18 protein-coding genes are annotated in these 23,527 nt (G+C 72.1%); 10 read left to right on the plus strand and 8 right to left on the minus strand.

The window, feature by feature from the left end:
- Positions 1–87 precede the first annotated feature (87 nt).
- The 4 genes from ACIP4Z_RS10500 to ACIP4Z_RS10515 all read left to right on the plus strand — a co-directional run bounded on the left by ACIP4Z_RS10500 (position 88) and on the right by ACIP4Z_RS10515 (position 4,652).
- Positions 88–822: a TetR/AcrR family transcriptional regulator gene (locus tag ACIP4Z_RS10500; protein ID WP_355344409.1), complete on the plus strand. Its 735-nt coding sequence runs from the start codon at positions 88–90 to the stop codon at positions 820–822.
- Between the two features lie 46 nt (positions 823–868).
- A complete protein-coding gene (locus ACIP4Z_RS10505; protein WP_355344412.1) occupies positions 869–1,132 on the plus strand; it encodes a hypothetical protein in 264 nt (87 codons plus the stop codon).
- Between the two features lie 200 nt (positions 1,133–1,332).
- The gene (locus ACIP4Z_RS10510; RefSeq protein WP_401306420.1) at positions 1,333–2,988 is read left to right on the plus strand and encodes a chitinase; all 1,656 of its coding nucleotides are present in this window, start codon (positions 1,333–1,335) and stop codon (positions 2,986–2,988) included.
- 305 nt (positions 2,989–3,293) lie between these two features.
- The gene (locus tag ACIP4Z_RS10515; protein WP_355344418.1) at positions 3,294–4,652 is read left to right on the plus strand and encodes an NlpC/P60 family protein; all 1,359 of its coding nucleotides are present in this window, start codon (positions 3,294–3,296) and stop codon (positions 4,650–4,652) included.
- A 37-nt stretch (positions 4,653–4,689) separates the two neighbouring features.
- Here the strand turns inward: ACIP4Z_RS10515 and ACIP4Z_RS10520 are convergent, their stop codons facing one another.
- From ACIP4Z_RS10520 to ACIP4Z_RS10540, 5 genes are read right to left on the minus strand one after another with little or no spacing between them, the layout of a single operon-like run.
- Positions 4,690–5,946, minus strand: a complete 1,257-nt coding sequence (locus ACIP4Z_RS10520; RefSeq protein WP_355344421.1) for a styrene monooxygenase/indole monooxygenase family protein — start codon at positions 5,944–5,946, stop codon at positions 4,690–4,692.
- A 52-nt stretch (positions 5,947–5,998) separates the two neighbouring features.
- Positions 5,999–6,607 carry an ATP/GTP-binding protein gene (locus tag ACIP4Z_RS10525; RefSeq protein ID WP_355344424.1) on the minus strand — a complete coding sequence of 203 codons (609 nt, stop codon included), beginning with the start codon at positions 6,605–6,607 and terminating at the stop codon, positions 5,999–6,001.
- Entirely contained in the window at positions 6,588–6,980 is a 393-nt protein-coding gene (locus ACIP4Z_RS10530) for a DUF742 domain-containing protein (RefSeq protein ID WP_188281760.1), read from the minus strand. Before ACIP4Z_RS10530 ends, ACIP4Z_RS10525 begins: the two co-directional genes overlap by 20 nt.
- Positions 6,980–7,468 carry a roadblock/LC7 domain-containing protein gene (locus ACIP4Z_RS10535; RefSeq protein WP_355344428.1) on the minus strand — a complete coding sequence of 163 codons (489 nt, stop codon included), beginning with the start codon at positions 7,466–7,468 and terminating at the stop codon, positions 6,980–6,982. The genes ACIP4Z_RS10530 and ACIP4Z_RS10535 overlap by 1 nt, the downstream gene beginning before the upstream one ends.
- Before the next feature lie 26 nt (positions 7,469–7,494).
- Positions 7,495–9,951 carry a nitrate- and nitrite sensing domain-containing protein gene (locus ACIP4Z_RS10540; protein ID WP_401306426.1) on the minus strand — a complete coding sequence of 819 codons (2,457 nt, stop codon included), beginning with the start codon at positions 9,949–9,951 and terminating at the stop codon, positions 7,495–7,497.
- Positions 9,952–10,423: 472 nt separating this feature from the next.
- Here ACIP4Z_RS10540 and ACIP4Z_RS10545 point away from each other — a divergent pair, with 472 nt between their 5' ends.
- Positions 10,424–11,182, plus strand: a complete 759-nt coding sequence (locus ACIP4Z_RS10545; protein WP_401306428.1) for a hypothetical protein — start codon at positions 10,424–10,426, stop codon at positions 11,180–11,182.
- A 16-nt stretch (positions 11,183–11,198) separates the two neighbouring features.
- Here ACIP4Z_RS10545 and ACIP4Z_RS10550 read toward each other — a convergent pair whose 3' ends face one another.
- Entirely contained in the window at positions 11,199–11,612 is a 414-nt protein-coding gene (locus ACIP4Z_RS10550; RefSeq protein ID WP_355344462.1) for a MarR family transcriptional regulator, read from the minus strand.
- Positions 11,613–11,851: 239 nt separating this feature from the next.
- On the opposite strand from ACIP4Z_RS10550, the gene ACIP4Z_RS10555 reads away from it, so the two are divergent.
- Complete coding sequence (locus ACIP4Z_RS10555) at positions 11,852–12,724, plus strand: lysozyme (RefSeq protein WP_355344437.1); 873 nt, start codon at positions 11,852–11,854, stop codon at positions 12,722–12,724.
- A 210-nt stretch (positions 12,725–12,934) separates the two neighbouring features.
- Here the strand turns inward: ACIP4Z_RS10555 and lon are convergent, their stop codons facing one another.
- Together lon and ACIP4Z_RS10565 are read right to left on the minus strand one after the other, a co-directional pair.
- Positions 12,935–15,409 (minus strand): endopeptidase La, encoded by a 2,475-nt coding sequence (gene lon, locus ACIP4Z_RS10560; protein WP_355344440.1) that lies wholly within the window; start codon positions 15,407–15,409, stop codon positions 12,935–12,937.
- 170 nt (positions 15,410–15,579) lie between these two features.
- Positions 15,580–16,530 carry a class I SAM-dependent methyltransferase gene (locus ACIP4Z_RS10565; RefSeq protein WP_391161588.1) on the minus strand — a complete coding sequence of 317 codons (951 nt, stop codon included), beginning with the start codon at positions 16,528–16,530 and terminating at the stop codon, positions 15,580–15,582.
- 146 nt (positions 16,531–16,676) lie between these two features.
- On the opposite strand from ACIP4Z_RS10565, the gene ACIP4Z_RS10570 reads away from it, so the two are divergent.
- The 4 genes from ACIP4Z_RS10570 to ACIP4Z_RS10585 all read left to right on the plus strand — a co-directional run bounded on the left by ACIP4Z_RS10570 (position 16,677) and on the right by ACIP4Z_RS10585 (position 23,419).
- Positions 16,677–17,411, plus strand: a complete 735-nt coding sequence (locus tag ACIP4Z_RS10570) for a spermidine synthase (RefSeq protein ID WP_355344446.1) — start codon at positions 16,677–16,679, stop codon at positions 17,409–17,411.
- Between the two features lie 60 nt (positions 17,412–17,471).
- Positions 17,472–18,185 (plus strand): response regulator transcription factor, encoded by a 714-nt coding sequence (locus tag ACIP4Z_RS10575; RefSeq protein WP_188281597.1) that lies wholly within the window; start codon positions 17,472–17,474, stop codon positions 18,183–18,185.
- The gene (locus tag ACIP4Z_RS10580) at positions 18,182–19,273 is read left to right on the plus strand and encodes an ATP-binding protein (RefSeq protein WP_355344450.1); all 1,092 of its coding nucleotides are present in this window, start codon (positions 18,182–18,184) and stop codon (positions 19,271–19,273) included. Before ACIP4Z_RS10575 ends, ACIP4Z_RS10580 begins: the two co-directional genes overlap by 4 nt.
- A 249-nt stretch (positions 19,274–19,522) precedes the next feature.
- Complete coding sequence (locus ACIP4Z_RS10585) at positions 19,523–23,419, plus strand: multifunctional oxoglutarate decarboxylase/oxoglutarate dehydrogenase thiamine pyrophosphate-binding subunit/dihydrolipoyllysine-residue succinyltransferase subunit (protein ID WP_401306435.1); 3,897 nt, start codon at positions 19,523–19,525, stop codon at positions 23,417–23,419.
- Positions 23,420–23,527 lie beyond the last annotated feature (108 nt).

Raw genomic sequence — 23,527 nt, forward strand, 5'->3', positions numbered from 1 at the left:
CGGCCGCGCCCGCGGAACCGGACACCCGTGCGAAGCCCCGCGCCCGGGCCGACCCGTTCACGTGTGCGGGCGGATAGTCTGCTGGACATGACCAGCAGCGCGGCGCCCGCATACCGCCGGATGAGCGTCGAGCAGCGCCGTACGCAGTTGCTGGCCGCCGCCGTCGACCTGTTCGGCCACCGGCGGCCGGAGGACGTGTCGGTCGACGACGTCGCGGCGGCGGCCGGGGTCTCCCGGCCGCTGGTCTACCGCTACTTCCCCGGCGGCAAGCAGCAGTTGTACGAGGCCGCGGTGCACGACGCGGCGCAGGAGCTGATCGGCCGCTTCGGCGTCCCCTCGCAGGGGCCGCCGACCGAACGGCTCGCGGACGCGCTGGACCGCTACCTGGCGTATGTGGACGAGCACGACGCGGCGTACGGGGCGCTGCTGCGCGGCGGCAGCGTCGCCGAGACCAGCCGTACGGACGCGATCGTGGACGACGTACGGCGCCGGGCCGCGGAGCAGGTGCTGCACCACCTCGGGGTGACGGCGCCGGGGCCGCGGCTGGCGATGATGGTCAGGTCGTGGATCGCCTGTGTGGAGGCGATATCGCTGATCTGGCTGGACGAGGGCAAGCAGCCGCCGGTCGCGGAGCTGCGGGCGTGGCTGGTGGACCACTTCATCGGGCTGCTGCTGGTGACCGCGACGACCGACCCGGAGGCCGCGGAGGCCGCCGCCCGCGCGCTGGCGCTGGAGACCCCGAGCAGCCCGGCCGGCGGGCTGGCGCGGCGGCTCGCGCCGATCGCGGACGCGGTCGCACATCTGCTCCCCGACCCCTCCTGACCCCGACCGGGGAACCCCGCGCCGCCCGCCGTGCCATCCTGAGCGGGTGAGACACGAGGACACGGAATTCGTCGGGGGCCCGCTGGACGGGCGGGTGCTCGGCGTGCTCGCCGGGATGACCGGGCAGCCGCCGCGCGTCTACACCGTGCCCGTACCCACGCCCGAGGGCGGTCCGCCGGTGGTGCACGTCTACCACCGCGAGCCCAGCCCCGGCCCGCGCGGCTCCCGCCGTACCCGCTGGGTCTTCGTGTACGACCCGGAGGGCAACCGCCCGGACGGCCCCAAGTGGCCCTGGCGCAAAGGCGCCTGACGCCCCGCCGGACGGGCCCGCGCGGCCACGCGGGACATCGCGTCGGACCGGGCCGCGCGGCGCGCGGCGCAAAGGCGGCCGAACCGGACGGTTCCACAGGTCAAAGGGCCGGGTATTGGTCCGGACCATTGACACGCATTGGTCTGGACCTGTTTGCTGCGCGGTGACATGCGCCGTCCTCACCGAAGGAGCATCCCCCCATGCTCTCCACCGCACCGCGCAACAGACGCAGAACCTTCATCGCCGCCTCCGCCACCCTCGCGGGCGCCGTCGCGCTCGGCGGGCTCGTGGCGCTCGCCCCGTCCGCCAGCGCGGGCGAGTTCCTGACCAACGGCGGCTTCGAGACCGGCGGCCTGTCCGGCTGGAGCTGCGACGCGGGCACCGCCGCCGTCGTCAGCGGCCAGGCGCACAGCGGCACTTACGCCCTCCAGGGCACCCCGAGCGCGAGCGGCACCGCGCAGTGCAAGCAGAACGTGTCCGTCGCGCCGAACACCACGTACACCCTGACCGCCCAGGTCAAGGGCGCGTACGTCTACCTCGGCGTGGACGGCGGCACCAGTACGTGGACGCCCGGCACGGGCAGCGGCTACGCGGCGCTGAGCGTGTCCTTCACCACCGGTGCGAGCCAGACCAGCGCGGCGGTCTACGTGCACGGCTGGTACGGCCAGCCCGCGTACCTCGCCGACGACGTCTCGCTCCAGGGCCCCGGCAGCGGCACGACCACGCCGCCCACGACCCCGCCGACCACGACGCCCCCGACCACTCCCCCCACCACCCCGCCGACGACGCCTCCCACGACGCCGCCGACCACTCCCCCGACCTCGCCCCCGCCCTCCGGCGGACTGCCCACCCACGCGCTGGTCGGCTATCTGCACGAGACGTTCGCCAACGGCTCCGGCTACACCAAGCTGGCGGACGTGCCGGACAGTTGGAACATCATCGACCTGGCGTTCGGCGAGACCAGCTCGCCGACCTCGGGCAGCATCCACTTCACCCGCTGCTCGGCCAGCGAGTGCCCGGGAGTGGAGTCCGACGCGGACTTCAAGGCCGCGATCAAGGCCAAGCAGGCCAAGGGCAAGAAGGTGCTGCTGTCCATCGGCGGCGCGAACGGCGAGGTGCAGCTCACCACGACGGCCGCCCGCGACGCCTTCGTCTCCTCGGTGAGCGGCATCATCGACACCTGGGGCCTGAACGGCATCGACATCGACTTCGAGGGCCACTCGCTGTCCCTGAACACCGGTGACACCGACTTCAAGAACCCGACCACCCCGGTGATCGTCAACCTGATCTCGGCGCTGAAGACGCTCAAGGCCAAGTACGGCAGCGGCTTCGTGCTGACGATGGCGCCCGAGACGTTCTTCGTCCAGATGGGCTACCAGTACTACGGCTCGGGCCCGTGGGGCGGCCAGGACCCGCGCTGCGGCGCGTACCTGCCGGTGATCTACGCGATGCGCAACGACCTGACGCTGCTGCACGTCCAGGACTACAACTCCGGCTCGATCATGGGCCTGGACAACCAGTACCACTCCATGGGCGGCGCGGACTTCCACATCGCGATGACCGACATGCTCCTCACCGGCTTCCCGGTGGCGGGCAACACCGCCAACATGTTCCCGGCGCTCGCCCCCTCGCAGGTCGCGATCGGCCTGCCCGCCTCGGTCAACGCGGGCAACGGCTACACCGCCCCGGCCGCCGTCGACCAGGCGCTCGACTGCCTGACCAAGAAGACCAACTGCGGCGGCTACACCACCCACGGCACCTGGCCCGCGCTGCGCGGCCTGATGACGTGGTCGGTGAACTGGGACAAGTTCAGCAACTGGGAATTCCAGAAGAACTTCACCAGCTACTTCGGCTGAACCGCCCGCAGATCCCCCGCCGATCCGTCGGCTGACCCCTCGGCTGACCCCTCGGCCGATCCGTCGGCCGGCCTTCGACCGAGCCGGTGACGGCTCCTGAAACGCGTACGGCCCGGCCGCCGAGGGCGGTGACCGGGCCGTACGCTTTTTATGTCCGGAAGGTGATCGCACGGCGAAGATCACCTGTGAGAGTGACCGGGTTGCGCGGAATCGCCTATTCCCTCTGTCGAACATATGACAATTCGTGGCAGGATGCGGATCGCGTAGCGTGTTACCGACCGGTTACGGGAGATGAGGGGTAGTCAGTGGCCCGAGGTACCAGGAGGTGGCTGCGTTCGGCCGCGGTCTGCGGCACTCTGCTCGCCGCCGCGGCACTCGCCCTGCCGGCCCAGCAGGCGGCGGCGCGGCCCTACGACCCACCGCCCGCGGCGGAGGTCTCGCTGCCCGATCTGCTGACCAGGCTCCAGACCCTCTACGCGCAGACGGAGACGGCGACCGAGTCGTTCAACAAGGCCAAGGAGACCGCCGACCGGCAGCGCGCCCAGGCCGACCAGGTCGACGCACAACTCGCCGACCAGCGGGTCTCGGTCGCGGACAAGCGCGACGAGGTGGGTCTGATGGCCCGCCAGATGTACAAGGACGGCAGCGTGTCGCCGTACCTGTCGATGCTGACCGGCCAGACCCCGCAGGACTTCTTCGGGCAGCGGCACGTCCTGGACCGGGCCGCCGACCACCAGCAGGACGTGCTGGCCGAGCTGACCAGCGGCGAGCAGCGGCTGAACGAGCTGAACACCCAGGCGCAGCAGGCGCTGGACAAGGCGCAGTCCGCGCTGGCCGTCCAGCAGGCGCAGAAGAACACGGTGGAAAAGCGCCTCCAGGAGGTCGAGTCGATACTGGCCGGGCTCACCGGCGTGCAGATCAGCGAATTGCAGTCGCTGGAGGAAAAGGGCGTCAACAAGGCGCAGCAGGAGTTCCTCGACTCCAAGGCGCTGGGTTCCGACGCCGACAGCCGCCTGCCGTCCGACGCGGGGAAGCGGGCCATCAGCTACGCCTTCATGCAGCTCGGCAAGCCGTATGTGTGGGGCGCGCAGGGTCCGGACTCCTTCGACTGCTCGGGTCTGACCTCGCAGGCGTGGTCGCACGCCGGGGTGACCATCCCGCGCACCAGCCAGGAGCAGTGGGCGCGGCTCCCGCACGTGCCGCTCGAACTGCTGCGCCCCGGCGACCTGGTGATCTACTTCTCCGGCGCCACCCATGTGGCGATCTACATCGGCGACGGACTGGTGGTCCAGGCGCCGCGCCCCGGCTCGGTGGTGAAGGTCTCGCCGATCGCCGCCAACCCGATACTGGGCGCCGTCCGCCCGGACCTCGGCAGCGCCCCGGCCGGGGACTACACCCTGCCGAAGATCCCCAAGCAGGCCGAGCAGCCGACGCCGTTCAGCCCGCAGGTGACGCCCCCGGCGCCCAAGCCCAGGACCTCCGGCGGGTCGACCGGCACCGCGCCGGCCACACCGCCGCCGCACTCCACGGGTCCCGTCACCCGGCCGACCCCGGGCGAGAGCACGCCGCCGCCGAGGATCACCCCGACGCCGACGCCCTCGGACACCCCGTCCGGCGGCCCGACGCCCACGCCCTCCGCCACCGCGAGCGGGGGCGCGAGCTAGGGCCTGTCCGGCGGCTCGTGGGAGCCGGGTCCGACGCCTAGGCGGAAGGCCCGGCGCCCGCCGCGGCCTGCGCCTCGGCGAGATACGCCCCGGCCCGCTCCGGGTCGAAGAACCACTCCTCGTAGTCGGCCGGGTCGTCGAAGCCGTTGGCGAAGCGGTCGGCGACCGGCTGGAGCCCGCCCGCCGCGCCGATCAGGCCGAGGACGTGCTCCGGCGGCGGCGCGAGCATCGCGTTGGTCCACTTGGTGACCGGCGCCGCGTGGTTCCAGTAGCGGTCGAAGGCGCTCTGCATCCACGCGCGGTCGAAGGGCAGCTCGCCGCGCTCGACGATGCTCGCCAGGTACGAGGCCGCGCACTTGGCGGCGTTGTTGGAACCCTGGCCGGTGATCGGGTCGTTGGCCACCACGACGTCCGCGACGCCCAGAACCAGCCCGCCCGAGGGCAGTTCACCGACCGGCTCGCGCACGGTCGGCGCGTACCGCCCGGCGAGCGTGCCGCCCGCGTCGGTCAGCTCGACCGAGCCCGCCCGGTCGTACTCCCACGGCGTGAAGCGGCGCATCAGGTCAAGTGTGAGGCGGAGCTGCTCCGCGGGGTCCTTGACGCCCTGGAAGACGTCGACCGGGCCGCCGGGCACGCCCTCCCAGAAGAGTATGTCGGCCGGGCCCGAGGTGGTCAGCGTCGGCATCACGAACAACTCGCCGACGCCCGGCACCAGATTGCAGCGCACCGCGAAGAAGTCGGGGTGCTCGGGGCGCGGCCCGAGTCCGTGCACATACGACACCGCGAGCGCCCGCTGGGGGGCGTCGTAGGGCGAACGGGCGGCGTCCCGGCGGAACATGGAGACGATCTCGCCCTTCCCCGCGGCCACCAGCACCAGGTCGTAGGCGCGGGAGAAGTAGTCCAGATCCGATACGGCCACACCGTGGATGACGAGCTTGCCGCCGCGCTCGGCGAAGGTCTCCATCCAGCCTGCCATCTTCACCCGCTGGTCGACGGACTGCGCGTGACCGCGCAGCCTGCCCACCCAGTCGATCGGCCGTGAGGCGTCGGGCGCGGAGACGGAGACGCCCACTCCCTCGATGCGCGGCGCCTGGTCCTCCCAGAAGTTCAGCCCGAGGTCGCGTTCGTGCTGGAGTGCGGTGGCGAACATGCACTGGGTGGACATCACCCGGCCGCCGCGTATCTCGTCGGCGGTCCGGTTGGACATCACGGTGACGTCATAGCCCTGGGACTGGAGGCCCAGGGCGAGTTGGAGCCCGGCCTGCCCGGCTCCGACGATGAGTATCTTGCGCACAACGGCTCGCTTCAGGTCGATGGACTTCGTAAGGCGGCGGCAACTGCGGCCACTACATGGGCTGTTCGGACAGCGCGTGCCCGACCAGCGCCAGCAGCGCCTCCACCACTGAATACCGCTTGCGAGCGTCGATCACCAATACGGGGATGTGGGCGGGTACGGCCAGTGCCTCACGGACGTCGTCCGGGGTGTACTGCGCCGTGCCCTCGAACTGGTTGACGGCGACCGTGTAGGGCAGACCGGTGCCCTCGAAGTAGTCCAACGCCGGGAAGCAGTCGGCCAGTCGGCGGGTGTCGGCGAGCACGACCGCGCCTATCGCGCCGCGCACGAGGTCGTCCCACATGAACCAGAAGCGCTGCTGTCCCGGCGTGCCGAAGACGTACAGCACCAGGTCCTGGTCCAGGGTGATCCGGCCGAAGTCCATGGCCACCGTGGTGGTGGTCTTGTCGGGAGTGGCGGCGAGGTCGTCGACGGCCTCGCTGGCCTGGGTCATCACCGCCTCGGTGGTGAGCGGTGCGATCTCGGAGACGGCGCCGACGAAGGTGGTCTTGCCCACGCCGAAGCCGCCCGCCACCACGATCTTCGTGGAGACCGGCGCCCTGCCGCGTTCCTTCTGCCACTCTTGCAGGCCGTCCTGCTGGTCAGAGCCTGCGAAGTCCACTGAGCACCCTTTCGAGCAGCGCGCGGTCGGGGCTGCCGGGCCCGTGCCCGGTTCCGTACACGCGGATCCTTCCCTGGTCCGCCAGGTCACTGATCAGGACACGGACGACGCCGAGCGGCATCCGCAGGAGTGCGGAGATCTCGGCCACCGACCGCATTCTGCGGCACAGTTCGACGATCGCCCGCAGCTCGGGCATCACGCGCTCGGCCCAGTCGCCCCTGGTGAGGGCGAGTTGTTCGCCCGGACCGTCAACGGTGGCCACGAACGTCTCGACCATGAGCACATGGCCGAACCGCGTGCGACCGCCGGTCAAAGCGTACGGGCGTACGCGCGCGGTGCGCCGGTCGGCTCCGCGTTGGGGCAGCGACGGCATCAGCGGGCACTCTCCAGGGCGTGGCGCAGCTCACTGCGCAGTGCGGGGGTCAGGACGTGTCCGGCCCGTCCGACGAACAGGGCCATGTGGTAGGCGATGACGCTCATGTCGCAGTCGGCGCCCGCGTGCACGCCCAGCAGCGAGCCGTCGCTGATCGACATGACGAACAACGCGCCGTCGCTCATCGCGACGGTGGTCTGCCGGACCTTGCCGCCGTCCATCAGCTTCGCCGCGCCGACGGTGAGGGAGGCCAGGCCCGACACGACGGCGGCGAGGTCGCCGCGGTCCCCCGCGGGGTTCTTCCGCGGGGCGGGGACCGCCGGGTCCTCGTCGGCCGGCGGCGCGGGGGGCGGCGACGCGTCGGCCTCGGCGTGCGAGGTGATCAGCAGCAGACCGTCGGAGGAGACCACGGCGACCGAGCGGACGCCGTGCACCTCCTCGACGAAGCTCTGCAACAGCCACTGGAGATTGCGCGCCTCATGACTCAAGTCCTTCGTTTGCGTGCCGACCGCGTTCAACGGGTCGCCTCCTCAACGGTTTCGGCTGGGCCTGCGTCCCCCTGGTCGTCCCCTCGCACGTCCGTGGTCGTGACCGCGGTGCCCTCCACCGCTCGCGGTCCCGCTCCGGCTCCCTGCTCCGGTATCACCACTCCTGCCCCGGCGACCGGTCCTGATCCGCTGGTGATCTCCTCCTCGACGTCCCGCCGTCCGGCCCGCAATCCCCTTTGCAGACCGCCCAGTTTGCGCCGCAGCGCCTCGGCGTCGACCGGTCCCCCGCGCTGCGGCTCGCGCGTCGCGGGCTCTCCGGTCAGACCGGTGCTGCGCGGGGTCCGCTGCGGCAGCCCCTTGCCGGTGAGGCTGCCGCCGACGGGCGCGGCAGGCGTGTCGGCTGCGGACACCCTACGGTGCCTGGGCCGGGAGGCGCCCTGTCCTGGCGCGGTCCCGCCGTCGGGAGCCGGGCGGGTGTGCTCGGTCTGGCGCGGTACGGCCGGGTCGGCGGCGGGCGCGGGCGCCCGGCCGAACTCCGGTGCGGCGGAGGCGGTTTCGGCGGCCGGCTCCGGGGCTGACGGGGCGTCGGCCCCGGCGCCGGCCGGCGTCGTGGCCGCGGGCATCGGCTCGCCCGCCAGCGCGGCCTCCACCGGCGTGGCGGGCTGCTCGTCGGGCTGCGCGGCCGGGAGCAGGACCCGCGGCAGCACGACGACGGCGGCGGTGCCGCCGAGCTTCTGCGGGCGCAACTGCACCCGGACGCCGTGCCGGTGGGCGAGCCGGGAGACCACGTACAGGCCCATGCCGGAGACCGTGCCGGGCGGGGCCGGGTCGGGGTCGGCGAGTACCGCGTTGAGCTCGCCGAGGCGTTCCGGCGGTACGCCGATGCCCGCGTCCTCGACCGACAGCATGACCTCGCCGCTCTCCAGCAGCCAGCCGGACAGGTGCACTTCGGCGTGCGGGGCGGAGAAGGAGGTGGCGTTGTCGAGGAGTTCGGCCAGCAGGTGGCTGATGTCGTCGGCGGCGCGGCCCGCGATCCGGGCGACGGCGAGCACCTGGATGCGTACCCGGTCGTACCGCTCGATCTCGGAGATCGCGGCGCGTGCCACGTCGACCAGCGGGACCGGGCGGGCGGCGGCGCCGTGGCTGTGCTCGGTGCCGGTGAGGACCAGCAGATTCTCGCTGTTGCGCCGCATGCGGGTGGCGAGGTGGTCCAGCTTGAACAGGGTCTCCAGCCGGTCCGGCTCCTGCTCCTGGTCCTCCAGGCCCTCGATCAGGGTGAGTTGACGCTCCACCAGGCCGAGGGTGCGCAGGCTGAGGTTGACGTAGGTGAGCTGCGCGGCGCCCTGCGTGGTGGCGGCGGCGAGCTGCCGGGTCAGCTCGTCCTGGCGGCGCAGCAGCGTGTCCCGCTCGGCGGAGAGCGCGCCGTGCACGCCGAGCGCGCGCATGCGGTCGGCGGCCAGGTCGGCGGAGCGCGAGCGCAGCGCCTGGGCCTCCTGCGTCAGCGCGTTGGCCCGGCGGGCGACGGCGGCGAATTCGTCGGTGCCGGTCACCTCGGCGCCCTGGCCGCTCTCGGCGTCGGCGCGGGACCAGCGGTGCAGCGCGGCCAGCGGGCGGGTGAGGCTGCGGAAGACGGTGACGAGGACGCCCACCACGAGCAGCAGGCAGAGCGCGGCGAGCGCGGCCCGCAGCTCCAGCGCGGTGACGTCGTCGTCGCGGTCGTGGGCGGCGGCGCGGGCCTCGTCGGTGGCGGCGGACGCCTCGACCGTACGCATCAGGCCGATCCTGGCGGTCAGCGCCGCGTTGACCGGTTTCGCGCCCAGCGCCCGGTCGGAGCGGGTGAGTTGCCCGCCGTCGAGGAGCTGGGCGAGGTCGCGGTCGGCCTGCGCGGTGTCGGCGCCGGTGACGGTCTGGTCGTACTGGCCGCGCAGGTCGGCGGGGGCCGTGGCGCGGAATTCGGCGAGCGCGGCCTGTTCCTGGACGTGGGCGACCTGGGCCGCGGCGGTCAGCTCCGGCTGGGTGCCGCCCGCGGTGAGCGCGGCGACCAGCAGGCCGCGCTGGACGGCGGCGGCGGTGACGGCGCGGGTCAGCGGCGCGGTGACCGGGCCCGCGGTCCTGCCGAGGGCGTCGAGCAGCGGCTGGTAGGCGCTGATGACGCTCTGCGGGCCGCCGTCGCCGCCGAGGGCGCCCTGCCGGACGCGGGGCAGCGCGGCGAGCGCGGTCCGCAGGCCGGCGGGGGCGTCGGCGGCGACGTCCTGGACCTGGCGGTCGACGCGGGAGCGGCTGTCCTCCGGCAGGCCGTCGCCGTTGGCCGCGTCACGGCCGTCGGCGGCGAAGGCGGCGAGGTCGTCGCGCTCGTCGGCGAGGGAGTGGGCGAGCACGGTGGCGCGGGTGGTGAGCTGGGCCGCGTCCGCCCGGTCCTGGGCCCGCGACAGGTCGCGGACCGCGAGGGCGACGCCTGGAGCGGCGGCGGCCAGGACGGTCACGGCGCAGACGAGCAGGGCGGCGAGCAGACGCTGCCGGACCCTCCGCTCTCGCGGTTGACGTCGTTCACGCAACTTCGGTGCTCGCAATCACGTATCGCCGGCGGGCCCGGGAGTGTCCCCGGGGAATATGCAGAAGTCCCTCCGACCCTTGCAGCCCCGCCCGGAGAGGTGCCACGCGTCGCTCCCCCGGACACTCGAACGAGTGAATCGCAACGAGGAGTTGACCGACAAGTCCGGCGTGCGCGGGGACACTTCGCCCGGCGTGGACGGCACTGGCGCGGTGCTGCGACCTTTGGCAGGATGCCCGCGCGCATATGCCCATGCGCCCCGGTCCGTACCAATGGGGCCGTCCGCGGGGGGCGCGGTTTCGAACGCCGGGCCGCCGCGCGGGGTGCCGGGGAGCCGCCGTCCGGCCACCGCCGGGACACCCGCGGGCCGCCGTCCGTACCCGCGGGTCCCGCACACTGGTCCCATGCGCATCGAGACGGCCACCGCGCCCGGCACCCCCGACCGTCCGAACGAGGACTTCGTCTCCGTGGCCCTGCCCGCTTCCGGGCAGGGCGGCGCCGTGGTCCTGCTGGACGGGGTGACGCCGCCGCCGGACAACGGAGATTGCGTGCACTCGGTGCCGTGGTTCACCGCCCGGGTCGGCGGCGCGCTGCTCGAACTGTCCGTTTCCCGGCCGGAGATGACGCTTCCCGACGCTCTGTCCGCCGCGATCGGCAGGACGGCCGCGGCACACCGTGACACCTGTGATCTTTCTCACCCGCTCACCCCGCAGGCCACGGTGGTCGCCGTCCGCTGGGACGAGGAGTACGTCGAGCACCTGGTGCTGTCGGACTCGGCCCTGCTGCTGGAGTCGCCGGACGGCGAGGTGACCGCGGTGCTGGACGACCGGATCGACCGGCTGCGCGCCGCGGGCGTACGGGTCGGGCCGCTGCGCAATCTGGAGGGCGGTTTCTTCACCGCCGCCGCCGATCCCGCGGTCGTCTCGCGGGCCGTCGCCGGCCGCACCCCGCGCTCCCGGGTCCGCGCGCTGGCCGCACTCACCGACGGCGCCGCCCGTACCGTCGAGGTCTTCGGCGACGACGCCTGGTCCGATGTCCTCACCCTGCTCCGCAAGGCGGGCCCCGAGGCCCTGATCGCCCGCGTGCGCGCCCGCGAGGCCGCCGAGGAGTCCCCCGGCGGAAAGCGCCACGACGACGCGACAGCGGTCCTGGTGGAGCTGTAGCCGCGCGGGGCGCGCGCTACTCCTCGTTGTTCAGGCGCTGGAGCAGGCGGGCCAGCTCCGCGACGTCCGTGCGGTCCCAGGCCATGAGCTGGCGCAGGTAGCGCTCGCGGCGGGCGGTGCGGACGCGGGAGAAGCGCTCGCGGCCCTCGGCGGTCAGGCGCATCAGGAAGGCGCGGCCGTCGGCGGGGTCGGGCTCGCGGGTGACCAGGCCCAGTTCCTCCATGGCCCGCAACTGACGGCTCATGGTGGCCTTTCCGACCCCGAAGTACGCCGCGAGTTCGGTGGCGCGCTCGGGTTCCGTCTCCTCCAGCCGGACCAGCAGGCCGTACGCGGCGGGTTCCAGTTCCGGGTGGACGGCGCGGGCGAGGTCGCCCGAGGTGGCGCGGGCGCGCCGGAACAGCACGGTCAGTTCGCGCTCCAGCGCGTCCATGTCGCTGTCGTCGGATCCGGCCGCTTCCGCCGCCTGTCTCGCCTCGTTCACACCGTTCCCGCTTTCAACGCCTGAAAGTTTCCTTCACTCACGGTTGTTTCCGCAGCACGTCAAGTATTTCGCAGGAGTAGACCATCGGCGGTTTCCTGACCCCCTTTCACGCCCGGAGTCGCGCCTCTACCTTCAAATCTGTCATGGCCACTGCAAGGCCATGCCGAGTCCCCACCATGGAGGCACGAATGTCCCACGGAGATCTCTCCGTCGTGCACGGCCCCGGCTCGGTCCGGAAGAGGCTCGGCCTGCTGGCCGGTCTGTTCGTCACCATGCTCGCGATGGTGTTCGTCCTGCCCGGCTCCGCCAGCGCGGCGAGCGGCACGGGGCACCTCACGCACCCCGAACTCGACTGGATGGGCTCCACCATCAAGGCGCACGAGGGCTCCAGCGCCTCCTCGTCGTCGTCCGCCGGGACCGTCACCCCGATGGCGACGCAGACGCTCGGCATGGACGTCTCCGGCTACCAGGGGAACGTCAACTGGGCCACCGCGTGGGCGAACGGCGGCAAGTTCGCCTACGTCAAGGCGACCGAGAGCACGTCGTACACCAACCCGTACTTCACGCAGCAGTACAACGGGTCGTACAACGTGGGCATGATCCGCGGCTCGTACCACTTCGCCACCCCCGACACCTCCGGCGGCGCCGCGCAGGCCGACTACTTCATCGCCCACGGCGGCGGCTGGTCCGGCGACGGCAAGACGCTGCCGGGCGCGCTGGACATCGAGTACAACCCCTACGGCGCGACCTGCTACGGCCTGAGCCAGGCCAGCATGGTGAGCTGGATCCACGCCTTCGCCAACCAGTACCACGCGCGCGAGGGTGTCTACCCGGTCATCTACACCACCTTCGACTGGTGGAACACCTGCACCGGGAACAACAGCGGCTTCGCCACCACCAGCCCGATCTGGATCGCGAAGTACACCAGCACGGTCGGCACCCTGCCCGCGGGCTACGGCTTCTACACCTTCTGGCAGTACGGCGACGCCGGCACCTTCCCCGGTGACCAGGACCGCTTCAACGGAGACCTGTCCCGTCTCCAGGCCCTCGCCCTGGGCTAGTCACCTCGCGGCGGCTCCCGCACGCACGAGTTCCCCGCACCCTCGTCCCAAGGGTGCGGGGAACTCGCGTGTTCAGGGCCGGACCGCGGTCTTCGACCGGACCAGGGTCCTCGACCGGACCGCGGTCTTCGACCGGACCAGGGTCCTCGACCGGACCGCGGCCTTCACGGCCGGACCACGGTCTTCGACCGGACCCGCGGCCGGAGGCCGTCAGGCGGCCAGCGGCACCTCCGCCTCGGCGGCCTCGGCGGAGGCCGACTCCAGCGCCAGCGCCAGGACTTGGCGGACATCGCTGACCGGGTGGACGTCGAGGGCCGACAGGATCTCGGCCGGGACGTCGTCCAGGTCCGCCTCGTTCCGCTTCGGGATGACGATGGTCGTGATCCCGGCGCGGTGCGCGGCGAGCAGCTTCTGCTTGACGCCGCCGATCGGCAGCACCCGTCCGGTCAGGGACACTTCGCCGGTCATGGCGACGTCGGTACGGACCCGGCGCCCGCTGAGCAGCGACGCCAGCGCGGTGGTCATGGTGACACCGGCGCTCGGCCCGTCCTTCGGCACCGCGCCCGCGGGCACGTGCAGGTGGACGCCGCGCTCCTTGAGGTCGCCGACCGGCAGTTCCAGCTCCGCGCCGTGCGAGCGCAGGAAGGACAGCGCGATCTGCGCCGACTCCTTCATGACGTCGCCCAGTTGGCCGGTGAGCTGGAGTCCCGATCCGCCGGTCTCCGGGTCGGCCAGCGACGCCTCGATGTAGAGGACGTCACCGCCCGCGCCGGTCACCGCGAGCCCGGTGGCCACGCCCGGCACCGCCGTGCGCCGCTCCTCCGGGTCCTGCGCGGACTCCGGTACGTGGTGCGGCCGTCCGATCAGCGCCCGCAGGTCGTCGGGGCCGACGGTGAACGGCAGTTCCTGGTCGCCCAGTTCGTGCCGCGCCGCGATCTTGCGCAATATCCGGGCGACGGTGCGCTCCAGATTGCGGACGCCCGCCTCGCGGGTGTACTCGCCCGCCAGCCTGCGCAGCGTCTCCTCCTCAAGCGCCACCTCGTCCTCGGCCAGGCCCGCCCGCTCCAACTGGCGCGGGAGCAGGTGGTCGCGGGCGATGACGACCTTCTCGTCCTCGGTGTAGCCGTCGAGCCTGACCAGCTCCATCCGGTCGAGCAGCGGCTCGGGGATGGTCTCCAGGACGTTGGCGGTGGCCAGGAACACCACGTCGGACAGGTCGAGTTCGACCTCCAGGTAGTGGTCCCTGAACGTGTGGTTCTGCGCCGGGTCGAGGACTTCGAGCAGCGCCGCCGCCGGGTCGCCCCGGTAGTCGGAGCCGACCTTGTCGATCTCGTCGAGCAGCACCACCGGGTTCATCGACCCGGCCTCCTTGATGGCCCGCACGATCCGGCCGGGCAGCGCGCCGACGTACGTACGCCGGTGGCCGCGGATCTCCGCCTCGTCGCGGACGCCGCCCAGCGACACCCGGACGAAGGTACGGCCCATGGCGCGCGCGACGGATTCGCCGAGCGAGGTCTTGCCGACTCCGGGCGGCCCGACCAGGGCCAGCACCGCGCCGCCCGCCCGCCGCCCGCCGCCGCTCTTGCCGGAAGCGCCGTCCGCCTGGCCGCCGACGACACCGAGGCCGCGGTCCGCGCGCCGCTTGCGGACGGCCAGGTACTCGGTGATGCGTTCCTTGACGTCGTCCAGGCCCGAGTGGTCGGCGTCCAGCACCGCGCGGGCGCCCGGGACGTCGTAGGTGTCCTCGGTCGTGGTGTTCCACGGCAGTTCCAGGACGGTGTCCAGCCAGGTGCGGATCCAGGAGCCCTCGGGGGAGGCGTCCGAGGAGCGCTCCAGCTTCTCGACCTCCTTCAGGGCGGCCTCGCGGACCTTCTCCGGCAGTTCGGCGGCCTCGACGCGGGCGCGGTAGTCCTCGCTCTCGTTCTCCGGGTCGCCGTTCAGCTCCGCCAGTTCCTTGCGGACCGCTTCGAGCTGCTGGCGCAGCAGGAACTCGCGCTGCTGCTTCTCCATGCCCTCCTGCACGTCCTTGCGCAGGCTCTCGGCCACGTCCTGCTCGGCGAGGTGGTCGCGCAGCCACTGGACGGCCAGCTTGAGCCGGGCCATCGGGTCGAGGGTCTCCAGCAGCTCCACGCGCTGCTCGGTGGTGAGGTAAGGGGAGTAGCCGGAATTGTCGGCGAGCTGGGACAGGTCGTCGATCTGCTGGACCCGGTCCACCACCTGCCAGGCGCCGCGCTTGCGCAGCCAGCTCGTGGCCAGCGCCTTGTACTCCTTCATCAGCTCGGCGACCGTGCCGGGCGACTCCGCGGGCGCCGGTTCCTCCACCGGCGTGCCCTCCACCCACAAAGCGGCGCCGGGCCCGGTCGTACCGGCCCCGATCCGCACGCGTGAGCGGCCCCGGATCACGGCGCCGGGGTCGCCGTCGGACAGCCGGCCGACCTGCTCGACGGTGCCGAGCACCCCGATCCCCGCGTAGGTCCCGTCCACGCGGGGAACGAGGAGCACCTTCGGCTTGTTGTCGCCGCTGTCACCGGCGAGGCCGCCGGATCCGGCGGCGGCGTGCGCGGCTTCCACCGCGGCCCGCGCCTCCGTATCCGACAGGTCGACCGGCACGACCATGCCGGGCAGGACGACCTCGTCGGACAGGGGCAGCACGGGCAGAGTGAGCGTTGTGGGCGTCGAAGCCATGATCTCCCCTTCGGCAATCAAGTTGAGCTATGTCGACTCAATGCCTGGGGCACTTCGAATGTTCCCCGGGGCGCGTTCGCTCTCAGCGATCCCCGGCCTCGGCGGTCCTGACCTGCGCGATCCAACTCCCGGCGATCCCCGACCCGGGCGGTCCCCCGCAGCTCCCCCGGTCAGCTCCTGGCGCGCAGGAAGGCCGAGGTGGAGACCCGGCCCAGCATCTCGAACCGGGACTCCCCGGTCTCCAGGTACTTGTCCGCCGCCTCCTGGACACCGGTCCAGGCGGCGTCCCCGTAGTCGTCGAGCACCACGATGCCGCCGGGCGCCGCGATCTTCTCGGCCCACTCCAGGTCGGCCATGACGCCCTCGGCCGAGTGGTCGCCGTCGACGATGATCACGCCGTACTTCCGGTCGGAGACCGCGGCCCGGGTGTCCGGGTCGCCGGAGAAGCCCTGCTCGATCCTGGCCCGCTCCCCTGCCTTGCCGCCGAGCGCCAGATTCGCGCGCACCACGTCCATCCGCACCGGCGTGCCGGTGGGCTCGCCGACCGGCCGGGCGCCGGGCTGGAGCTGCGTCCCGGCCAGCGGGTCGACGATGGTCAGCCGGGCCTCGACACCGGCCCGGTGCAGCATCCGCATCAGCGCGGCGGAGAACAGGCCGTGCAACGTGCCGATCTCCAGCACGTCCTCGTTGGGCGGGTCGAGCAGCGGGACCGTGGCCAGCTTCCCGCAGATGTTGTAGGTGGAACCGGCCAGGCGGCCGACGGCCAGGGCTTCGAGCGCGATCACGTTGCGGAAGGCGATCGTCACATTGCGCCGCGCGTCGGCCTCGTCGCGGCCCGAGACGGCGACCATCTCCCGCACCAGGGTGTCGATCCGGTCCGGGGTGGGCAGCCGGGGACCGCTGCGCCCGGTCTTGTCGAAGAGCAGACCGATCGCGAACTGCTGGTCGCCCAGCTCCGCGACCTTCTTGCGCATCGAGTCGAGATCGGCGACCCGGGACCTGCGGTCGCTCTCGATCTCCTTGCGGAGCTTGGAGGCGGAGCTCTGCACGCGACGGTCGACCAGTGCGGCAGCGGGGGCGAGCACCCGCCTGGTCAGTCGATTCTTCAGTAGGGAGGACATGCGCGGAATTTACGCCGCCGGTTCGCCGCCCAGGTCATGCCCCGATGCAGAGGAAATGAAGTTCTCACGACCGAGAAGTTAACGCCCGATGGAAAGGTGGCCGACATAAGGTCATGACCTCGTGCGGCATACGCCAAACTGGCCGTATGACCCTCCAACACCCATCCTCCTACAGCGGAACCCGCGCCTTCGACCACACCGCTCCCGTGGTGCTCGACCGGCAGGAAGGCCCGTACGGGGAGGTGGTGCTGCGACGGCACGGCGACCTGCTCCAGATCATCGCGAACGGGTGTTTCCTCATGGACACCTCCGACGGGCGGTCCGAGCGCCTTCTGGTCGACGCGGCACTGGAATACCTGGACGAAGAACCGGCGGACAGCGCGGACCGGCCCGGCCGCTCGGTGCTCATCGGCGGTCTCGGCGTCGGCTTCTCCCTCGCGCGCGCCGCCGCGCGGCCGGGCTGGTCCCGGATCACCGTCGTCGAACGCGAGTCCGCGGTCGTCGGCTGGCACCGCGACGGGCGGCTCGCGCCGTTCTCCGCGGGCGCGCTGGACGACCCGCGGGTGACGGTGGTCGAGCGGGACCTGGTGGCGTACGTGGCGGAGCCCGGCGAGCGGTACGACGCGCTCTGCCTGGACATCGACAACGGCCCGGACTGGACGGTCACCGACGACAACGGCGGTCTGTACGGCCCCGCGGGCCTCGCGGCCTGCCGGAACCGGCTGACGGCCGGCGGCGTCCTTGCCGTGTGGTCGGCGAGCCCGTCGGCCGGTTTCGAGGACGCGCTGCGGGCCGCGGGCTTCTCCGGAGTACGCACTCTGGAGGTGGAAGTGACGCGTGGGGTTCCGGATGTCGTGCACCTGGCGATCAACGCCGCGTAGTCAGGGCGCCCACCTGCCCCGTAGGCTCCCCCGTAACCAGGACGACCTTGTGGGGCGGAATTGGACAGCGCGCAGACGACGGGCACGCAGCGCCGGGTGCTGGTGGTCGAGGACGACCAGACCATCACGGAGGCCATCGCGGCCAGGCTGCAGGCCGAGGGATTCCAGGTGCGGACGGCGGGGGACGGTCCCTCCGCGGTGGAGTCCGCGCACACCTGGCAGCCCGACCTGCTGGTTCTCGATGTCATGCTGCCCGGCTACGACGGCCTCGAGGTCTGCCGCCGGGTGCAGGCCGACCGGCCGGTGCCGGTGCTGATGCTCACCGCGCGCGACGACGAGACGGACATGCTGGTCGGGCTCGGCGTCGGCGCCGACGACTACATGACCAAGCCGTTCTCGATGCGCGAGCTGGCCGCCCGCGTGCACGTCCTGCTGCGCCGGGTCGAGCGGGCCTCGATCGCCGCGCACGACCCGCGCGGCGCCAGCATGCAGCTCGGCGACCTGGAGATCGACCACGCGCAGCGCCGGGTCCGGGTCAGGGGCGCCGACGTGCACCTGACCCCGACCGAGTTCGAGCTGCTGGTCTGCCTGGCGCAGCAGCCGCGCGCGGTGCTCTCCCGCGAGCAGTTGCTCGCCGAGGTGTGGGACTGGGCCGACGCGTCGGGCACCAGGACCGTCGACAGCCACGTCAAGGCGCTGCGCCGCAAGATCGGCGCCGAGCGCATCCGTACCGTGCACGGCGTCGGGTACGCGCTGGAGACCCCGGCGCCATGACCCGGTGGTGGCGCCGGCTGTGGCGGCGCGTGTGGGACGCGCTGCGGCCCTGGGACCCGTACCGCTCCATCAAGGCCGCGCTCCAGCTCCTGGTGATCATCTCGGTGCTGATCACCACCCTGCTGGTGATCGTCGCCATCCACTCGGCGACCGAGCTGCGGGTCATCACGATCTTCTCGATCATCGCCTCGCTGCTGCTGACCCAGATCGTCGCCAACGGCCTGACCGCGCCGCTGCGCGAGATGACGGCCGTCGCCAAGGCGATGGCGGGCGGCGACTACAGCCGCCGGGTGGCGCGGGTGCGCAGGGACGAGGTCGGCGAGCTGGCCGAGACCTTCAACCAGATGGCGGCCGATCTGGCCGCCGTCGACCGGCACCGCAAGGAACTCGTGGCGAATGTCTCGCACGAGCTGCGCACCCCCATCGCCGCGCTGCGGGCCGTGCTGGAGAACGTGGTGGACGGGGTGTCGGCCGCCGACCCCGAGACGATGCGGCTGGCACTCCAGCAGACCGAACGGCTCGGCAAGCTGGTCACCCAGTTGCTGGACCTCTCGCGGCTGGACAGCGGCGCGGTCCGGCTGGAGGCCAAGCGCTTCGAGGTGTGGCCGTACCTGTCGGCGGTGCTGCGCACCGCGAGCCTGGGCATGGAGGGCTCCTCCGCGACCGGCTCCCGCTCCCGGCCGCGCGCCGACGTCCACCTGCACCTGGACGTGTCACCCCCGGAACTGACGGCCTACGCCGACGGCGAGCGGCTGCACCAGGTGGTGGCCAACCTGGTCGACAACGCGGTCAAGCACAGCCCGCCGGGCGGCCGGGTGACGGTACGGGCCAGGCGCGGCGGCGCGCCCGGCAGCCTCGACCTGGACGTGCGCGACGAGGGGCCCGGCATCCCCGAGGCCGACCGCACCCGCGTCTTCGACCGCTTCCACCGCGGCGCGCATCCGGGCGGCGACGGCGGGACGGGGCTCGGTCTGGCCATCGCGCGCTGGGCGGTGGACCTGCACGGCGGGCGGATAGAAGTGGCCGAATCCCCTCGTGGCTGCCGCATCCACGTCACCCTTCCGGGTGTCTCCACGGCGCAACCTTGACCTAAAGTTGGGACGAGCCGCTCGCGGCCGCCCCCCAGCCGCCCTCCGCCGCACCGACGCCGTGCGAGCGCGGCTGATCGAACGACCCCCAAGAGGGATCAGTTTCCCGCCAGGAACAGCACTGAAACCAGTCTTCGGGTGTGACATGCGCGACGTAAGGGCCCCGGGCCTGCATCGACCCCTCCAGTAGGCGTAGCCTTTATTTCCGCTGTCCACCATCTTGTGAAGCGGAAGAGGGCGGTTGCCGCCGTGTCGTCACAGTCCCCCAATAGCTCTAGTGTCTCGACCGACCACGAAGCGCAGGGCGAAGGCCCCGCAGCGGGCTTCGGCCCCAATGAGTGGCTGGTCGACGAGATCTACCAGCAGTACCTCCAGGATCGGGACTCGGTAGACCGAGCCTGGTGGGACTTCTTCGCCGACTACAAGCCGGACGGCTCCGCCGATTCGGCGGCCGCCCCCGGCCAGGGCGGCGCCTCCGGCGCCGCCGCTCGCGCGACGTCCCCCGACGAGGGCAGCGCCGTAGGCGCCGCGCAGCCGGTCCCCGCGGGCGCGACGGACGCCCCGGCGCCCGCCGCCCCTCCCGCTCCCGCGCAGCCGGTCGCCAACGGCACCCCCGTGGCCTCCCCCGCCGCGCCTGCCGCCCCCGTGGCGCCCGCGGCCGCCCCCGCGCCCGTCCCGGCGCCCGCGGCCCAGGCACCGGCGGCTCCGGCCGCTCCCGCGCCCGCGCCCGCCCCGAAGCAGGCGGCGGCCCGGCAGGCCGCCCCCGCGCCGGAGCCCCAGGGCACCGAGTACGTGACGCTGCGCGGCCCGGCCGCCGCGGTCGCCAAGAACATGAACGCCTCGCTGGAGCTGCCGACCGCCACCTCGGTCCGCGCCATCCCGGTGAAGCTGCTGTTCGACAACCGCATCGTCATCAACAACCACCTCAAGCGCGCCCGCGGCGGCAAGGTCTCCTTCACGCACCTGATCGGGTACGCGATGGTGCAGGCGCTCAAGGCGATGCCGGCGATGAACCACTCCTTCGCGGAGAAGGACGGCAAGCCGACGCTGGTCAAGCCCGACCACGTCAACCTGGGTCTGGCCATCGACCTGGTGAAGCCCAACGGCGACCGCCAGCTCGTCGTCGCGGCCATCAAGAAGGCCGAGACGCTGAACTTCTTCGAGTTCTGGCAGGCCTACGAGGACATCGTCCGCCGCGCCCGCAACGGCAAGCTGACGATGGACGACTTCACCGGCGTCACCGCCTCGCTGACCAACCCCGGCGGCCTGGGCACCGTGCACTCCGTGCCGCGGCTGATGCCCGGCCAGAGCATGATCCTCGGCGTCGGCTCGATGGACTACCCGGCCGAGTTCCAGGGCACCTCGCAGGACACCCTGAACAAGCTGGGCATCTCCAAGGTCATGACGCTGACCAGCACGTACGACCACCGGGTGATCCAGGGCGCCGCCTCCGGCGAGTTCCTGCGGATCATGAACCAGCTCCTGCTCGGCGAGAACGACTTCTTCGACGACATCTTCGCCGCGCTGCGCATCCCGTACGAGCCGGTCCGCTGGCGCACCGACATCGACACCGCGCACGACGACGACGTCACCAAGGCCGCGCGGGTCTTCGAGCTGATCCACTCCTACCGGGTCCGCGGCCACGTCATGGCCGACACCGACCCGCTGGAGTACCGCCAGCGCAAGCACCCCGACCTGGACGTGCTGGAGCACGGACTGACCCTGTGGGACCTGGAGCGCGAGTTCGCGGTCGGTGGCTTCGCGGGGAAGTCGCTGATGAAGCTGCGCGACATCCTCGGGGTGCTGCGCGACTCGTACTGCCGCACCGTCGGCGTCGAGTTCATGCACATCCAGGACCCCAAGCAGCGCAAGTGGATCCAGGACCGGATCGAACGCCCGCACGCCAAGCCCGAGCGCGAGGAGCAGCTCCGCATCCTGCGCAGGCTCAACGCGGCCGAGGCGTTCGAGACCTTCCTCCAGACGAAGTACGTCGGCCAGAAGCGCTTCTCGCTGGAGGGCGGCGAGTCCGTCATCCCGCTGCTCGACGCGGTCATCGACGCGGCGGCCGAGTCGCGGCTGGACGAGGCCGTGATCGGCATGGCCCACCGCGGGCGGCTCAATGTGCTGGCGAACATCGTCGGCAAGTCGTACGCGCAGATCTTCCGCGAGTTCGAGGGCAACCTCGACCCGAAGTCGATGCACGGCTCCGGCGACGTGAAGTACCACCTGGGCGCCGAGGGCACCTTCACCGGTCTCGACGGCGAGCAGATCACCGTCTCGCTGGCCGCGAACCCCTCGCACCTGGAGACGGTCGACCCGGTCATCGAGGGCATCGCCCGCGCCAAGCAGGACATCATCAACAAGGCGGGCACCGACTTCACGGTGCTGCCGATCGCGCTGCACGGCGACGCGGCCTTCGCGGGCCAGGGCGTCGTCGCGGAGACGCTCAACATGTCGCAACTGCGCGGCTACCGCACCGGCGGCACCGTGCACGTGGTGATCAACAACCAGGTCGGCTTCACCGCCGCCCCGGAGTCCGCGCGCTCGTCGATGTACTGCACCGACGTGGCCCGGATGATCGAGGCGCCGATCTTCCACGTCAACGGCGACGACCCGGAGGCCGTGGTCCGCGTGGCGCGGCTGGCCTTCGAGTTCCGGCAGGCGTTCAACAAGGACGTCGTGATCGACCTGATCTGCTACCGCCGCCGCGGGCACAACGAGTCGGACAACCCGGCGTTCACCCAGCCGCTGATGTACGACCTGATCGACAAGAAGCGCTCGGTGCGCAAGCTCTACACCGAGTCGCTGATCGGCCGCGGCGACATCACCCTGGAAGAGGCGGAGCAGGCGCTCCAGGACTACCAGGGGCAGTTGGAGAAGGTCTTCACCGAGGTCCGCGAGGCGGCGTCCGCGCCGCCCGCGAGCCACGAGACGCCCGTGCAGCCGGAGTTCCCGGTCGCGATGCCCACGGCGGTCTCCGCCGAGGTCGTCAAGCGGATCGCCGAGTCGCAGGTCAACATCCCCGAGCACGTCACCGTCCACCCGCGGCTGCTGCCGCAGCTCCAGCGCCGCGCGGCGATGGTCGAGGACGGCACGATCGACTGGGGCATGGGCGAGACGCTGGCGATCGGTTCGCTGCTCCTGGAGGGCACGCCGGTCCGGCTCGCGGGCCAGGACTCGCGGCGCGGCACCTTCGGCCAGCGGCACGCGGTGCTGATCGACCGGGAGACCGGCGAGGACTTCACCCCGCTGCTGTACCTGTCCGAGGACCAGGCCCGTTACAACGTCTACGACTCGCTGCTCAGCGAGTACGCGGCGATGGGCTTCGAGTACGGCTACTCGCTGGCCAGGCCCGAGGCGCTGGTGCTGTGGGAGGCGCAGTTCGGCGACTTCGTCAACGGCGCCCAGACCGTGGTGGACGAGTACATCACCGCGGCCGAGCAGAAGTGGGGCCAGACCTCCGGCGTCACCCTGCTGCTGCCGCACGGCTACGAGGGCCAGGGCCCGGACCACTCCTCGGCCCGGATCGAGCGCTTCCTCCAGCTCTGCGCGCAGAACAACATGACGGTCGCCACCCCGACCACCCCGGCCAACTACTTCCACCTGCTGCGCTGGCAGGTGCACAACCCGCACCACAAGCCGCTGATCGTCTTCACTCCGAAGTCGATGCTCCGGCTGAAGGCGGCGGCGTCGAAGGCCGAGGACTTCACCACCGGGCAGTTCCAGCCGGTGATGGGCGACACCTCGGTGCAGCCCGAGGCGGTCCGCAAGGTCGTCTTCTGCTCCGGCAAGGTCTACTACGACCTGATCGCCGAGCGGGAGCGGCGCGGGGCGACCGACGTGGCCTTCATCCGCATCGAGCGGCTGTACCCGCTGCCGGGTGTGGAGATCCAGGCGGCCATCGCGCCGTACACCAAGGCGCAGAAGTTCGTGTGGGCGCAGGACGAGCCCGCGAACCAGGGCGCGTGGCCGTTCATCGCGCTCAATCTGATCGACCACCTGGACCTGCTGCTCGGCGCGGCCCCGGACAACGCGGACCGGCTCCGCCGGGTGTCCCGCCCGGCGTCGTCCTCGCCCGCGGTGGGCTCCGCCAAGCGGCACCAGGAGCAGCAGCAGCAGTTGATCGAAGAGGTCTTCTCGATCTGACCTCCCGCCCGGGGGGGGGGCCCCCCGGGCCCCCCCCCCCCCCCGGGGGGGGGGGGGGGGGGGGGGGGGGGGGGGGGGGGGGGGGGGGGGGGGGGGGGGGGGGGTAGT

This window comes from Streptomyces sp. NPDC088910 (genome assembly GCF_044749865.1).
Lineage (GTDB): Bacteria > Actinomycetota > Actinomycetes > Streptomycetales > Streptomycetaceae > Actinacidiphila.